Origin of the sequence: Guyparkeria sp. (assembly GCF_041687595.1) — a bacterium.
In the GTDB taxonomy this organism is placed as follows: domain Bacteria; phylum Pseudomonadota; class Gammaproteobacteria; order Halothiobacillales; family Halothiobacillaceae; genus Guyparkeria.
The window spans coordinates 1,526-16,281 of record NZ_JAWLBP010000045.1 but is presented as its reverse complement, the minus strand read 5'-3'; the positions used below and the strand labels follow the sequence as shown (position 1 = coordinate 16,281).

Sequence of the window (14,756 nt, the reverse complement as noted above, 5' to 3'; positions counted from 1 at the left end):
CTTCCAGCTTCCAGCTTGGCTGTCACCGAACCGTTGTCACACAGTCATATTCCTGTCATCAACCGGCATCAGGATGCATCCCGCACTTACGTTGTGTTGCATTTCACCTGAGGTATCACCGTTATGAAACCGTCTGTTGTAACCGGTATCGGCCTGGCCGCCGTAATGGCCGCTTCCATCGGCACCGCCCACGCGCGTGACCAGATCCGCATCGTCGGGTCCTCCACCGTCTTCCCGTTCTCCAGCTACGTGGCCGAGGAACTGGGTGCGACCACCAAGTGGCCGACCCCGGTCATCGAGTCCACCGGTTCCGGTGGTGGTGCGAAGCTGTTCTGTGACAGCAATGACATGGATTCGCCGGACATCACCAACGCCTCGCGTCGCATGAAGCCGTCCGAGTTCGAGCGCTGCCAGGAAAACGGTGTCACCGACATCACCGAGGCCAAGATCGGCTCCGACGGCATCGCCTTCGCCCAGAGCAACGAGAACGACCCGATCAACCTGACCCGCGAGCAGATCGCCATGGCGCTGCTGGACAAGGTGCCGGTCGACGGCAAGCTGGTCGACAACCCCTACAAGAAGTGGAGCGACATCGACTCCTCGCTGCCGGACCGTGAAATCCGCCTCTACGGTGCGCCGACCACTTCCGGCACGCGTGACGCCTTCGATGAGATGGTCCTCGAGGCCGTCACCGAGGAAATGGAAGAGTACGGCAACGAGGCCTACTCCAACATCCGCAAGGATGGCGTCTACATCGATTCGGGCGAGAACGACAACCTGATCGTGCAGAAGCTGACCAAGGACACCGAGGCATTCGGTTACTTCGGCTACTCCTTCCTCGAGGAGAACAGCGACAAGCTGAACGGTGCGAGCATCGACGGCGTCGAGCCGGAGCCGGAAGCGATCAGCTCGGGTGAGTACCCGATCGCCCGTTCGCTGTGGTTCTACATCAAGAACAGCCACGCCGACGAAGTCCCGGCCATGGCCGACTATGTCGAGCTGTTCATGAGCGACAAGATGATCAGCGACCTCGGCTACCTCAAGGGCATCGGCCTGATCACGCTGCCGCAGGCTGAACTCGAAGAGTGGCAGGAGCGCGTCGCGAATCGCGCCAAGCTCGAGATCTCCGATCTGAAGTAAGCGAAGGAATCGCCCCAGGGACGGGGGAACGGATTCCCTCCCAGGGATGGGGAAAGCCGGCAGGAAGGTCTGCCGGCTTTCTCTTGTCGCAAGCATTCGGTATTTCGATGAGCGAATGCTTGCAACAGGAGCCAAGTTCTCAATAATGGCCGCTTTGAATTGTCCAACCCGAACACGCTCGGCCTCGCCGCCGCGGAGCAGGAAACGAGACGGAACGCGCTGAACATGCAGACCGACCAGATACTGATGACGTTCTTCGCCGGGGTGCTGCTCCTCGGGGTGCTGGGGTTCTACCTCGGCCGCTCCAAGGCCAGCCGGGTCCGCGCCGGCGGTACGCACATGCACTCGCAGCCGGGCCAGTACGCGTGGTTCACGGTGCTCAGTGCGGCCGGGCCGGCCGTTGTCGTCGCCATGGTCGCGGCGATCGTCCTGGGCGTGTTCGAGAATGCCTTCCCCGGTTGGCTCGCCGTGGTCGGCGCGCTGGGACTGGGGGCCTTCGGCCTGTTCATCGGTCTCAACCGGGTCCGCCCGGAGTTGCGCGCCCGCGACTCGCTCGAGACGGCAGTCAAGTGGGTATTGTTCAGCGCCGCGTCGATCTCGATCCTGGCGACCTTCGGCATCCTGTTCTCCATCGTCTTCGAGGCGATCCGCTTCTTCCAGATGGAGAGCTTCTGGTACTTCATCACCGGCACGACCTGGGCACCGGGTGATGCCTTCCTCCAGGGTGCCGGTCGCCTCGGTGGCGAGTTGGACGGGGGCGACGTCGAGGCAGACGGCGACAACAACTTCGGCGCGGTGCCGCTGTTTGCCGGCACGTTCATGATCACCGCCATCGCGATGCTGGTGGCGGTGCCCATCGGTGTCTCGGCGGCGATCTACATGGCCGAGTACGCGCCGGCCAAGGTGCGCGACGTGGCCAAGCCGGTGCTCGAGGTGCTCGCCGGTATCCCCACGGTCGTGTACGGCTTCTTCGCCGCGATCACGGTCGCGCCGCTGGTGGTCTCGGTTGCCGGTTCGGTCGGCCTGGATGCCTCGTTCAACAACGCGCTGGCTCCAGGGATCGTCATGGGGATCATGATCATCCCGTTCATCTCCTCGCTTTCCGACGACGTGATCAGTTCCGTGCCCACGTCCATGCGGGAGGGGTCGCTGGCGCTGGGCACCACCCGCAACGAGACCATCCGTCACGTGGTGCTGCCCGCCGCGCTGCCGGGCATCATCTCGGCGACTCTGCTGGGGGTCTCGCGCGCGCTGGGCGAGACCATGATCGTGGTGATGGCGGCGGGCATGCGCCCCAACCTCACCGCCAACCCGCTCGAGGACATGACCACGGTGACCGTCAGCATCGTCTCGGCGCTCACCGGCGACAACGAGTTCGATTCGGCCGCGACCCTGTCCGCCTTCGCGCTCGGCCTGGTGCTGTTCGTGGTCACGCTGGCACTGAACTTCGTGTCGGTCGTGATGATCCGTCGCTTCCGCCGGAAGTACGCGGTCAGCAACCTGTAACTCGATCAATCGGAAAGGTTCCGCCATGTCCCAGTCCCTGGACGACATCTCGCGTCAACTGAAAAAGCGCCATCGCCGGTCCGCTCAGATGAAGTGGCTGTCGATGTCGGCGCTGATCGCCGCCGCTGCCTTCCTGTTCCTGTTTCTCGCCGACATGGTGGTCAAGGGACTGCCGGCCTTCCAGCAGGCGTACCTCGAGGTCGAGGTCGATTACAGCGAGCGGGCATCCGAGCTGCCATTGGCTGCCGTGCAGGCCGACGTGCGTGACCTGGTCAGTCGTGGTTACCTGCGCCTGATTCCGGGGCGCATGGCCGAGGATGCGTCGCTGCTGGGAACCAAACGCAAGGAGTGGGTGCTCGCCGACGACGCGGTCGACCAGCACTTGAAAGGTCGTGACACCCGCCTGAAGGACAAGCAGATCGAGGTGATCGAGCGACTGGTCGAAGAAGGTCGGGCCGAGCTGAAGTTCAACACGGGCTTCTTCACCAACGGGGATTCCAAGCTGCCGGAGCTGGCGGGTCTGGCCTCGGCGGCGGTCGGGTCGGTGCTGGTGCTGATCGTGACCCTGGCATTCGCCTTCCCGGTGGGCGTGATGACGGCGATCTATCTGGAGGAATTCGCCCCGGACAATCGTCTGACGCGGATGATCGAGACCAACATCAACAACCTCGCGGCCATCCCCTCGATCCTGTTCGGTCTGCTGGGTCTGGCGATCTTCATCAACTTCTTCGGCGCGCCGCGATCCTCGGCGCTGGCCGGTGGCCTGACGCTGGGCCTGATGACCCTGCCGATCATCATCATCACCTCGCGCGCCGCGCTGCGTGCGGTGCCGGACTCGATCCGCCAGGCGGCCTTCGGCGTGGGCGCGACCCGCTGGCAGACCGTGCGTGACCACGTCCTGCCGCTGTCGATGCCTGGCATCTTCACCGGCTCGATCATCGGTCTGGCGCAGGCACTGGGAGAGACCGCGCCGCTGATCATCATCGGCATGATCGCGTACATCCCGGACGCCCCCACCAGTTTCACCGATGCGGCCACCGTGCTGCCGGCACAGGTCTTCACCTGGGCGGGGATGCCGGAATCGGCGTACATCGAGCGCACGGCTGCCGGCATCCTGGTGTTGCTGACGGTGTTGATCTCGCTGAACGCGACCGCCGTCTATCTGCGCAAGAAGTTCGAGCACCGCTGGTAATGCTGGCGGAGCCAATCGAAGCCATCCAATGAACGCCCATCAACGACAGGTACGGCGAGCATGACAACCAAACTCGCATCCCCCGGCGCCCCGGTCACCTTCAACCAGGAGACCACCCACGATCTCGAGCTGACCGTGCGCGATCTCAAGCTCTGGTACGGGGACAAGCAGGCGCTGAAAGGCATCGACCTGGACATCTACCAGAACAACATCACCGCGCTGATCGGCCCTTCCGGCTGCGGCAAGTCGACCTTCCTGCGCTGCCTCAACCGCATGAACGATCTGATCCCGTCGGTGCGCACCGAGGGCGAGGTGATGATGGAAGGCAAGAACGTGCTCTCCAAGCAGGTCGACGAGGTCGCCCTGCGCAAGAAGGTGGGCATGGTCTTCCAGAAGCCCAACCCGTTCCCCAAGAGCATCTACGAGAACGTCGCCTACGCCCCTCGCATGCACGACATCGTCTCCAAGGGCAGGGAGCAGGACGAACTGGTCGAGCGATCGCTGCGCTCCGCCGGCCTGTGGGACGAGGTCAAGGACCAGCTCGACAAGCCGGGCACGTCCCTTTCCGGCGGTCAGCAGCAACGGCTGTGCATCGCCCGCGCGATCGCGGTGCAGCCGAGCGTGATCCTGATGGACGAGCCCACGTCCGCGCTCGACCCGATCTCCACGGCCACGGTCGAGGAGCTGATGTACGAGCTCAAGAACGATTACACCATCGTCGTGGTCACCCACAACATGCAGCAGGCCGCGCGGATCGCCGATTACACCGCCTTCTTCCACCTCGGCGAGGTGATCGAGTACAACGACACCGCGACCATGTTCTCCACCCCCGACAATCAGAGGACCGAGGACTACATCACCGGACGATATGGTTAAGCTTGAAGCGGAGACCCGGAAGCTGGAAGCGGATCAGGTGGTGTTAGGCCCCTTGGTGCAACCCGCGTAGCGGCCGCCCATATCTTCAAGCTTTGAGCTTTCAGCTTCTGGCTCTGAGCCGAAAAAGAAAAGCCCCGCGGCATCGCTGCCGCGGGGCTTTCTCGTGTCCGGACTGTCCGGAAGGCCTTAGCCTTCCTTGTGGTAGTCCCAGATGCGCTGGACTTCGTTCTTCGAGCCCAGGATGACCGGCACGCGCTGGTGCAGCTTTTCCGGCTCGATGGTCATGATCCGGTCCGGGCCGGTGATCGACAGGCCGCCGGCCTGCTCGACGATCATGGACATCGGGTTGGCCTCGTACATCAGGCGCAGCTTGCCGCCGCGCTCGCGGTGCTTGCTGTCGATCGGGTACATGAACACGCCGCCGCGTACCAGGATGCGGTGCACTTCGGCGACCATCGAGGCGACCCAGCGCATATTGAAGTCCTTGTCGCGCTCGCCTTCCTTGCCGGCGAGGCACTCGTCGACGTAGCGCTTGACCGGCGCATCCCAGAAACGCATGTTCGACATGTTGATGGCGAACTCGGCGGTGTCTTCCGGGATGGTCATGTTCGGATGGGTCAGCTTGAACTCGCCGACCGAGCGGTCGAGCGTGAAGCCGTCGACGCCGTCACCGATGGTCAGGACCAGGATGGTGGACGGACCGTAGGTCACGTAACCGGCGGCGACCTGCTCGGTGCCCGGCTGCATGAAGTCTTCCTCGGTCGGGTTCTCCTTGGCGGTCGGGGCCTTGAGCACGGAGAAGATGGTGCCGACGGTGACGTTGACGTCGATGTTCGACGAGCCGTCCAGCGGATCGTAGGTGCACAGGTACGGGCCGCGGTGCTTGCCGGCCGGCAGGTCGTAGACCTCGTCCATCTCCTCGGAAGCCAGGCCGGCAACGTGGCCGCCCTCGGTCAGGATGTCGGTGAACTCGTCATTGGAGATGATGTCGAGCTTCTTCTGCGTCTCGCCCTGGACGTTCTCGGTCTCGGCGGAGCCCAGCAGCCCGATCAGGTTGCCGCGGCCGACCTGGTCGGCGATCAGCTTGCAGCCGGCGGCCACGTCGCTGATCAGTCCGACGAAGTCGGCGTCGACGCGTCCCTGGCGCTGATGCTCGGCCAGGTACTGTGACAGTCGTTTGGGTTCAGACATTTGAAAGGTCCTCTATGTCAGTCGAATGGGAAAGGGAATCAGGAAGTCCTGAGGAATCTCTGCACGAATCCGAACGTCACGGGCGCTCTGGTGAGCCATTCGTCATCGGCTCGCCTTGGCGGACGCGGGCGGCGCGATGCGCGCCCGGGCGGGATTCGGATTCGTTCAGAGGCTCGCGAATGTCCCCGGCGCCGGGGGCTCCCGGCGCCCAAAATCGCACCTATGGTAACCGATACCCGTCACCAGTCGAATGCCGCCGTCGGTCGGAGGGGGAGACGACGGTGGTCAGGAGCGTCGCGAGGGCACGCCGGCATGAGGAGTGGGGGAGTCCTCTCGGCGCCGGGGCGAAGGATCGTCGGGGTGGCGGGGCTCAGGTGCGCAGCATACCATTGTCGCCGGTGCCGAAGGGGTTGGGCACGTACCGGTCCGCGGCCTCGTCGTTGTCCCACCGCTCCCCGTCCACGAGGTAGCGGAAGGCGTATTCGCCGTCGCGGGGCAGGCTGAGGGTCACCCGGTAGCTGCCGTCACGCTGGCGCTTGAGTGGCAGGTCGTCGCGCCAGTCGTTGAAGTCGCCGCGCAGCTCGACGCGTTGTGCGGTGCCGTCCGGCGGCGTGTAGGAAAAGGTCACCTTGCACTCGGGGCGGACTTTGAGCGGTTTCTTCGTGATCGACATGGCGTGGTACCTCCTGGGTGAGCCCGGGGGCGACGTCAGCGACGGAGCTGGCCGCCCGATACGTGTTTCCCGACCGGCATGGCCGGGAAACATCATTCAGATCCGAGGTTTACCGGGTCGATTTGACGACCGTGTGACAGCCACGTCAAGGAAAATCGCTGCGGCGCGGGGCTCAGCGGTGCAGGTTCTTCTCCAGGATCCGCATCAGCCGACCCTCGCTGACCAGGCCGGCGGTCACGAACGCCAGCAGGAGCAGGATCAGAAGCCCGATGACCAGGAAGAGCATCGGTGCGGTGACGGCCAGCAGGGCCTGGGTCGCCGAGTCGAGGTTGCCGCTCTGCATCAGCTCGAGCACGTGCAGCGGGTTGACCAGAATGGGGCGCTGGAAGAAGGCCCAGACGTAGAAGCCGACCGTGATCACAGCCAGGGCCAAGGCGATGGCCGGCCAGATGCGGATCAGCCGACGTCGACGGGAAATGATCTGGCGCATCTCGTTTGCCGTGCTCATGGTCAGCCTCCGGTAACCGGCGGGAAGAAGGCGACCTCGTCTCCCTCGGAGAGGGCATGATCGAGATCGACGTATTCGTGATTGACGGCCGCCAGCGTGTTGCCGGGGCGCTCGATGTCCGTGACCGCCTTCCAGGCCTCGGCTACCGTGGCCGGCGTCTCGGCCAGACGGGTTTCGTCGATGCCCACCCGCTCGCGCAGGCCGGCGAACATTCTTACGGTGATGCTCATGATCGGTTCGGGTTTCTCTTTCGATATCTGCGACCCGCGGGCGGGCCATGGAATGGGTCTATTGTCTGCTAAAGTCTGCTTCAATCCAATCGGCCGGGTTCCGGTCACCGACCGAGCCGCCTTGCCACTCCCCGTCGCATCGGGGCGACAACGTTTTTCGAGGATGTCCGCATGAAATGGATCAAGCGTCTGGGCCTGCTTCTGGTCGCCATCATTCTGGTAGCGATCCTGGCCGCCATCGCCTTCGCGCTGACCTTCGATCCCAACGACTACAAGGGCCAGATTGCCTCACAGGTCGAGAAACAGACCGGTCGCAGCATCCAGTTCAACGGTGATCTTTCGGTGACCCTGTTCCCCTGGCTCGGTGCAGCCACCGAGGACGTGGAACTGGCCAACGCCGAGGGCTTCGACCCCGAATCCATGGTCCGGGTTCAACGCCTGGAAGCGCAGGCGGCCCTGTTGCCCCTGCTTCGCGGGGAGTTCGAGATCGGCACCCTTCTGCTGGAGGGCGCGGAGATCTACCTGGCACGCGATGCCGAGGGGCGCAGCAACTGGGACGACCTGCTCGAGCACCGGGCCGAGGCGTCGGGCAAGCCGGCCGACTCCGCCCCGGTGGCTGACGGCGAGCCGGCGGGCGAGGCCCGGCCACTGACCATCGGTGGGATCGACATTCGCGAGGCCACCCTCCACTGGCGCGACGAGCAGGCTGGACAGGACGTGACCATCGAGGGGTTGAGCCTGCGGACCGGGACGCTTGCCGACGGCGAGCCCACGCGTGTCGAGATGGCCTCCGGCTTCCGCCTCGACCTGCCCGACATGCCGGCGATGGAAGGTCGCGTCGACCTGGCCGCCGACGTGCAGGCCTGGCTGGACCGCCAGGATGCCGAGATCAGCGATCTCGAGCTCAACCTGTCCGCAAACACCGAGGGTGACCCGGGTGATGCCGGCTCGCTGCCCAGGCAGCTCGACGCGGCATTGCGCGTGGCGAAGGCCGACGTGCGTGGTGGCGATTCCCAGGCGCGCCTCGAGGGTGTGGTGCTGGATCTCGAGGCCAACGAGGCCGGCCCGATGACCTACCTGGAAAGCCGGATCGAGGCAGTGCTCGAGGCCGACTGGTCCCGCGGGCGCTACGAGATGCCGAGCCTCTCGTTCGAGGCCGACATGAAGGGGTTGCCGGAGGTCCGGGAGACGCTCTCCGTGGCCGGCAGCGCCGTCGTCTCCGCCGACATGGAAGCGGGCACCGCCACCATCGGCGACCTGGTCCTGACCTCCGACCCGGTCAACCTGCGCAGCAACCTGTCGCTGGCGGGTCTCGATACCGGAGAGCTGACGGCCTCCGGCCCGGTGACGGTCGACTCGTTCAACCCGCGCGATCTTGCCGGGAAACTGGGCATCACCCTGCCCGAGATGCGCGGCAAGGAGGCGCTGACCCGCCTTGCCGTGAACGGCGAGCTGGACGTCACGCCCACCCGGGCGATGATCGAAGGCCTGTCGCTCAAGCTGGACGGCCGGGAGATCGGCGGTCGGGCCGGCATCGACAACCTCGATTCCGGGCGGCTGTTCGCCCGCCTCGAGGGCGGAGAATTCGACCTCAACCCGTACCTGGCCCCGAAAGTGGCCGGCGAGGAATCGCCGTCGTCCGGTGGCAATGGCGGGGGCTCCGGGCAGGCATCCACGGCGGCCGAGAACGCCGAGATCGAGCTGCCGACGGAGACACTGCGCGGGCTGAACCTCGACGCCCGCCTGCAACTGGCACGCCTGATCTACGAGGAGTACCGCATCGGCAATCCCGTGGTGCACCTGACGGCCGCCGGTGGCCAGCTGCGCCTGAGCGAGCTGACCGCGCAGGCCTTCGAGGGGCGCATCGCCGGCACGGGCGGCCTGGATGTCCGCGGCGACGTGCCGAGCTACAGCGGCAACGTCGACATCGCCGGGGTCTCCCTGCAGCCGCTGCTCATGGCGGTGATGGACGAGGATCGGCTGATCGGCAAGGGCAACGTCTCCGCCAACCTGTCCACCCAGGGCAAGCGGGTCGATCAGCTCAAGTCCGCGCTGGACGGAAACGCCGAGTTCGCGCTGCGCGACGGCAAGGTCAAGGGCTTCGACATCGGCTACATGATGCGCCGTGCCCAGGCCCGTATCGACGGCAAGACCGAACCCGAACCGGCGGAGCTCGAGACGGACTTCACCGCCATAACCGGCACGGCCACCATCCGCAACGGCGTGGTGCGCAACGACGACCTGGCCGGTGCCTCCCCGCTGCTGCGCGTATCCGGCAAGGGCGAGGTGGACCTGCCGCGTGAGACCATCGACTACCGTGCCACCGCCACCGTGGTGAACACCGCCACGGGGCAGGACGGCAAGGCGCTCGAGAAGCTCAAGAGCGTCCCCGTGCCCATCCGCATCGGCGGGACGTTCGACGACCCGAAGGTCTCCCTGGATACCGAGGCGCTGATCCGCGGTGCGGCCGAGGGCGAGGTCAAGCGCCGGGTCGAGGAGGAAATCGACAAGCGGCTCGAGGATAAGGGCGAGCCGATCAAGGAACTCCTCAAGGGTTTCGGGCTGTAATGGAGCCGGGCGCCGGGGCGATGGGAAAAGGCGGCCCTTGCCGGGCGTAGCCGAGGCGGTGACGGCGGATTTCGCCACGCGCCTGCTGGGGTGGTTCGACCGGCACGGCCGGCACGACCTGCCCTGGCAGCACCCGCGTACGCCGTACCGGGTTTGGGTGTCGGAGATCATGCTCCAGCAGACCCAGGTGGCGACCGTTATTCCCTATTTCGAGCGCTTCCTGGCGCGCTTCCCCTCGCTCGAGGATCTCGCCGCCGCCGACGTGGACGAGGTGCTCTCGTTGTGGACCGGGCTGGGCTACTACGCCCGGGCGCGCAACCTGCACCGCGCGGCCATGGCCATGGCCGAAGAGGGCGTGCCGGAGACCGTCGAGGGCTGGAACGCGCTGCCCGGCGTGGGCCCGTCCACGGCCGCGGCGATCGTCGCCCAGGCCTTCGACCGACGCGCCGTGATCCTCGATGGCAACGTCAAGCGCGTGCTTGCCCGTCACGCCGCCGTGGATACGCCGCAAGAGTCGGCAGCCACCGCGCATCGGCTCTGGGCCCTGGCCGACCAACGCACCCCGCGGGGGCGGGCCGCGGACTACACCCAGGCGATCATGGATCTCGGCGCGACCGTCTGCCGCCGCGGCACTCCCCGCTGCGACATCTGCCCGGTGAGGGAGGACTGCCGGGCGAGGATCGAGGGGCGTGCCGCGGAATTGCCCGTGCGCCAGCGGCGCAAGCAACGGCCGGTGCGCGAGCGGGTGCTGCTGTGGCTGGAGGACAGCGACGGGCGGCTGTTTCTGGAGAAGCGTCCGCCAAGCGGGATCTGGGGCGGGTTGGCCTGCCTGCCCGTCAACGACGATGCCGGGTCGGTCGACGACCGTCTCGCCGAGCTCGGCCTGCAGCGTGATGGGGCTTGGCAAGCACTGGGCCGCTTGCGCCACGTCTTCAGCCACTTCGAGCTGTCCGCCGAGGTGCTGGCCACGTCGGTCGCGCCCGTTTCGGTGGCCGACCGACCCGGGGAATGGCTCGTCGTTGATCAGCTGGTGAGCGACCCGCCGGTGGGCCTGCCTGCCCCCATCCAGCGAGTGATCCGCGAACAGCACCGAGCTCGTCTCGATCGTCCCTGAAGCGTTCCGGGGCCCGACCGCCGGGGCGCTGTTATCATCACCGCCACATTCCGAAGCGAACCGCGAACGAGGTCTTCATGAGCGAACGCACCGTCTTCTGCCAGCGCCTGCAGTGCGAGGCCGAGGCCCTGCCCAAGCCGCCGTATCCGGGCGAGCTGGGCGAGCGCATCTACAACAACATTTCCAAGGCGGCCTGGCAGCAGTGGCTGGCGCACCAGACCATGCTGATCAACGAGTACCGCCTCACGCCCATTGATCCCAAGGCGCGCGAGTTCCTCGTGCGCGAGATGGAGAAGTTCCTGTTCGAGGGTGAAACGGAGAAGCCGGAGGGCTACGTCCCGCCGAGCGAAAGCGAGTAGGACGGCGAGCGACACCCCTTGCGAGGCAGGCCCCCGCAGGCAATCGTTGCGGCGAAGCCGACAGCCGCAAGGCCGGTTCGGATCACTCGTCGGTGAGCGTCCGCACGGCGGCGAGGAAATCGTCCAGCGCCACGAAGGGCGCGGTCTCCATGGGTTCTCCGCGGCTGTCCGGGCGGCTGATCGCGCGCAGGTGGCGGATGCCGAAGTCGCGGGCGGCATCGAGGGCGACCAGGTTGTCGTCCACCAGCAGCGTGCGGTCGGGGTCGAAGGCGAGCCGTTCGGCCAGCCGGTCCCAGAAGACGGCCGCCTCCTTGGCCGCGCCGATATGGTGGGCATTGAAGATCCGGTCGAGCCGGGCTTTCAGGTCGACGTGCTCGAACTTGAGGTCCACGCTGGCCGGGTGGGCGTTGGTGACCAGCACGCGGTGCTTGCCCGCCCCGGCGAGGGCATCGAGGAATTCCGGCACGCCTTCGCGGTAGCCGATGTGATGGGCGAGTTCGCGCTTGAGTTCGACCAGGTCGAGCCCGTTGCGGCAGTCCGGTGCCAGCGCGCGGTGCCAGTCGTCGAGGCAGTACCAGGCCAGCTGCCCGCGCAGGCCCTCGAAACGGGCCATCAGGCGGGCGCCGGCCTCGTGCTCGGACAGGCCGCTGAGCTCCCGGTAGCGACGCGGGAAGTGCTCCTTCCAGAAGCGCGCGTCGAAGTGCAGGTCCAGCAGGGTGCCGTCCATGTCCAGCAGGACGGTATCGATCTCCTGCCAGGGCAGGTCGTGTGCGTCGGCCATGGGTGTCGACTCGTGAAGACATGGGTGGTTTCGGCCGGCTGGTAGCCGGTGCCGGATTCTAGCAGGATGGATGCAGACGTTCGGGCCGGTTCCATGGCCCGGCATGAGGTGATGGTGATGGCAGAAGAGACGATCCGCATAACGCTAAATGGCGAGGCCCGCGAGGTGGCGCCGGGCACCACGCTCGAGGAACTGGTCGGGCTGGCCGGCATCCGTGGCCGGCGCTATGCCGTCGAGGTCAACGGCGAGATCCGCCCGCGGGCCGAGCATGCCGGGACGGCTGTCGAGGCGGGCGACCACGTCGAGGTGGTCCAGGCCATCGGCGGGGGCTGAGCCATGCGCGCCCTGATGCCCGGCTGGCCGATCGCCTTTCTGGCCGTCGTCCTGTGGCTCCCCGGCAGCCTGCCGGCCGCCGCGGGGCAGGCGGCCGTCGCGACAGCCCACCCGGCCGCCACCGCCGCGGCGCGCGAGGTGCTCGAGGCCGGTGGCAATGCCTTCGACGCCGCGGTGGCCATCACCGCGACCCTCGCCGTGGTCGAGCCCTACAGTTCCGGCCTTGGCGGGGGCGGCTTCTACCTGCTGCATGACGCGGCCAGCGGCCGTGACGTGATGCTCGATGCCCGCGAGCGTGCGCCGGGGGAGGCGAGCCGCGACATGTACCTCGATGACGAGGGCAACCCGCAGCCCGAGCTGTCCGTCGACGGCGCGCTCGCCGCCGGCATCCCCGGCATCCCCGCGGCGCTCGACCATCTGGCCGGGCAGTACGGTCGGCTGGGGCTGGACGAGACCCTGCGCCCGGCGATCGTCGCCGCCCGCGAGGGCTTCGAGGTCACGCCGATGTACCGTCGCCTGGCCGGGTTCCGCCGAGAGGTGCTCGCCGCCGACCCGGTCAGCCGCGAGACCTTCCTCGCCGACGGCGAGCTGCCCGATGAGGGCGCGATCATCCGTCAGCCGGAACTGGCCGAGACGCTCGAGCGCATCGCCCTCGATGGGCGCGACGGCTTCTACCGGGGCGAGCTCGCCGGTCGGCTGGTCGACGGCGTGCGCCGTGCCGGCGGCATCTGGTGCCGCTCGGATCTCGCCGGCTACCGCGTGGTCGAGCGCGAGCCGGTGGTCAGCCGTTTCCGCGGCTTCGAGGTGGTTTCCGCCGCGCCGCCGTCCTCGGGCGGCGTGGCCATCGCGCAGATCCTCAATACCTATCGTGCGCTCGAACGCCGCGCCGGCGAGCTGGACGACCTGTCCGTGCCGGGCCTGCACTACCGGGTCGAGGCGATGCGTCGCGCCTACCGCGACCGGGCCGAGTACCTCGGCGACCCGGATCACGTCGACATGCCGATCGAACGACTGATCGGCGCCGATTACGCCGCCGGGCTGGCGGTGGGCATCTCGCCGAGTCGGGCCACGTCATCCGCGAGCCTCGCTCCGGTGGTCACCGAGCCCGAAGGCCCGCACACCACGCATTTCTCCGTGATGGATTCGCAAGGCAACTACGTCGCCGCGACCCTCTCGATCAACTACCCGTTCGGCGCCGGGGTGACCGTGCCGGGTACCGGCGTGCTGCTCAACGACGAGATGGACGACTTCTCGCAGAAGCCGGGCGTGCCCAACGTCTACGGGCTGGTCGGCGCCGAGGCCAATGCCATCGCGCCGGGCAAGCGGCCGCTGTCCTCGATGTCGCCCACCTTCGTGCGCAACGACGATCTCGTCGGCGTGCTCGGCACACCCGGTGGTTCGCGCATCATCACCATGGTGCTTGGCGGCGTGCTGGCGGCGACCCGCGGCGAGCCGGTGGCCGAGTGGGTGAGCGGGCCGCGCATCCACCACCAGTACCTGCCCGATCGGATCGAGGTCGAGCCCGACCTGCTCGGTGATGAACAGCGCGCCGAGCTCGAGGCCATGGGGCACGAGATCGAGGTGAAGGACAGCTTCGGCAACATGCAGGCGGTCGCCTGGTGGCGCGACGGCGACCGGCTCGAGGCGGCCAGCGACCCCCGCGGCGAGGGCGAAGCCGTGGTCTTCGATCCGGAGGTGCCGTGAGCGACGACCGGCGTTTCGCCCTGGGCTGCTTTCGCGGCACGGCCGGTCCGGATGGCCTCGAGGCCCTGTTCGGTCTGCCGGCCGGCATTCGGCGGCTGGCGGGCACGACCGGCTCGTTCACCCGGGCGCTGCAGCACCACACCGGCCAGCCGGTAGCGGTGCGGCGGCTGGCCGAGGGCTGGCGCGATCATCGGGCCGATCGCTGGCCGGTGCCGCGGGTTACGCGGGTCTGGGAGCGGCGGGTGCGCCTGCAGAGCGCCGAGGCCCGCGTCGAGGCGCTGACCGAGGTGGTCGGCCCGCTCACCCCGCGGCTGCATCGGGCGATCACCGGGCTGGCCGACGCGCCGTTGATGGAAGTGCTGGCTCGCCAGCCTCTCTGCCGGCGGCAGCAGTTCGAGGTCAGCCAGCAGGGCCGCCGGATCACCCGCGTGAGTGTCTACCGCATCCACCTGGCCCGGGTGCGCGTCACCGAGTGGTTCGATATCGACCTGCGGTGATTCCGAACCAACCGGGACTCGCGCTCACCGCAGGGCTCGTTGGGCATGAAAAAGCCGCGCCGGGATTCGCTCCGGGCGCGGCTT

General features: G+C 67.1%; 15 protein-coding genes. 10 read left to right on the top strand and 5 right to left on the bottom strand.

Features of this window, described 5'->3' with window-relative positions; genetic code table 11:
- The first annotated feature begins 123 nt into the window (after positions 1-123).
- The 4 genes from ACESL5_RS07755 (at position 124) to pstB (ending at position 4,714) form a co-directional block, all read left to right on the top strand.
- Positions 124-1,140 (top strand): PstS family phosphate ABC transporter substrate-binding protein, encoded by a 1,017-nt coding sequence (locus tag ACESL5_RS07755; protein ID WP_372592209.1) that lies wholly within the window; start codon positions 124-126, stop codon positions 1,138-1,140.
- Between the two features lie 159 nt (positions 1,141-1,299).
- The gene (pstC, locus tag ACESL5_RS07750; protein WP_372592208.1) at positions 1,300-2,646 is read left to right on the top strand and encodes a phosphate ABC transporter permease subunit PstC; all 1,347 of its coding nucleotides are present in this window, start codon (positions 1,300-1,302) and stop codon (positions 2,644-2,646) included.
- Positions 2,647-2,671: 25 nt separating this feature from the next.
- Entirely contained in the window at positions 2,672-3,838 is a 1,167-nt protein-coding gene (gene pstA / locus ACESL5_RS07745) for a phosphate ABC transporter permease PstA (protein ID WP_372592207.1), read from the top strand.
- A 60-nt stretch (positions 3,839-3,898) separates the two neighbouring features.
- Entirely contained in the window at positions 3,899-4,714 is an 816-nt protein-coding gene (pstB, locus tag ACESL5_RS07740; protein ID WP_372592206.1) for a phosphate ABC transporter ATP-binding protein PstB, read from the top strand.
- A gap of 186 nt (positions 4,715-4,900) precedes the next feature.
- Here the strand turns inward: pstB and ACESL5_RS07735 are convergent, their stop codons facing one another.
- The 4 genes from ACESL5_RS07735 to ACESL5_RS07720 form a co-directional block, all read right to left on the bottom strand.
- The gene (locus ACESL5_RS07735; protein WP_372592205.1) at positions 4,901-5,905 is read right to left on the bottom strand and encodes a class 1 fructose-bisphosphatase; all 1,005 of its coding nucleotides are present in this window, start codon (positions 5,903-5,905) and stop codon (positions 4,901-4,903) included.
- A 370-nt stretch (positions 5,906-6,275) separates the two neighbouring features.
- Positions 6,276-6,578: an isoamylase early set domain-containing protein gene (locus ACESL5_RS07730; RefSeq protein WP_372592204.1), complete on the bottom strand. Its 303-nt coding sequence runs from the start codon at positions 6,576-6,578 to the stop codon at positions 6,276-6,278.
- A 172-nt stretch (positions 6,579-6,750) separates the two neighbouring features.
- Positions 6,751-7,086, bottom strand: coding sequence for a hypothetical protein (locus tag ACESL5_RS07725; RefSeq protein WP_372592203.1), 336 nt, complete (start codon positions 7,084-7,086; stop codon positions 6,751-6,753).
- Between the two features lie 2 nt (positions 7,087-7,088).
- Complete coding sequence (locus ACESL5_RS07720) at positions 7,089-7,316, bottom strand: MoaD/ThiS family protein (protein ID WP_372592202.1); 228 nt, start codon at positions 7,314-7,316, stop codon at positions 7,089-7,091.
- A gap of 171 nt (positions 7,317-7,487) precedes the next feature.
- On the opposite strand from ACESL5_RS07720, the gene ACESL5_RS07715 reads away from it, so the two are divergent.
- From ACESL5_RS07715 to ACESL5_RS07705, 3 genes are all read left to right on the top strand, one after another.
- A complete protein-coding gene (locus ACESL5_RS07715) occupies positions 7,488-9,884 on the top strand; it encodes an AsmA family protein (RefSeq protein WP_372592201.1) in 2,397 nt (798 codons plus the stop codon).
- A 37-nt stretch (positions 9,885-9,921) separates the two neighbouring features.
- Positions 9,922-10,998 carry an A/G-specific adenine glycosylase gene (gene mutY, locus ACESL5_RS07710; RefSeq protein WP_372592200.1) on the top strand — a complete coding sequence of 359 codons (1,077 nt, stop codon included), beginning with the start codon at positions 9,922-9,924 and terminating at the stop codon, positions 10,996-10,998.
- Positions 10,999-11,075: 77 nt separating this feature from the next.
- Entirely contained in the window at positions 11,076-11,357 is a 282-nt protein-coding gene (locus ACESL5_RS07705; RefSeq protein WP_372592199.1) for an oxidative damage protection protein, read from the top strand.
- Between the two features lie 82 nt (positions 11,358-11,439).
- Here the strand turns inward: ACESL5_RS07705 and ACESL5_RS07700 are convergent, their stop codons facing one another.
- Positions 11,440-12,138 carry an HAD-IA family hydrolase gene (locus ACESL5_RS07700; RefSeq protein ID WP_372592198.1) on the bottom strand — a complete coding sequence of 233 codons (699 nt, stop codon included), beginning with the start codon at positions 12,136-12,138 and terminating at the stop codon, positions 11,440-11,442.
- A gap of 132 nt (positions 12,139-12,270) precedes the next feature.
- On the opposite strand from ACESL5_RS07700, the gene thiS reads away from it, so the two are divergent.
- The 3 genes from thiS to ACESL5_RS07685 are packed head-to-tail and all read left to right on the top strand — an operon-like array spanning position 12,271 to position 14,672.
- The gene (gene thiS, locus ACESL5_RS07695; protein WP_372592210.1) at positions 12,271-12,471 is read left to right on the top strand and encodes a sulfur carrier protein ThiS; all 201 of its coding nucleotides are present in this window, start codon (positions 12,271-12,273) and stop codon (positions 12,469-12,471) included.
- A 3-nt stretch (positions 12,472-12,474) separates the two neighbouring features.
- Complete coding sequence (ggt, locus tag ACESL5_RS07690) at positions 12,475-14,175, top strand: gamma-glutamyltransferase (RefSeq protein WP_372592197.1); 1,701 nt, start codon at positions 12,475-12,477, stop codon at positions 14,173-14,175.
- Positions 14,172-14,672, top strand: coding sequence for a chorismate--pyruvate lyase family protein (locus tag ACESL5_RS07685; protein WP_372592196.1), 501 nt, complete (start codon positions 14,172-14,174; stop codon positions 14,670-14,672). Before ggt ends, ACESL5_RS07685 begins: the two co-directional genes overlap by 4 nt.
- Positions 14,673-14,756 lie beyond the last annotated feature (84 nt).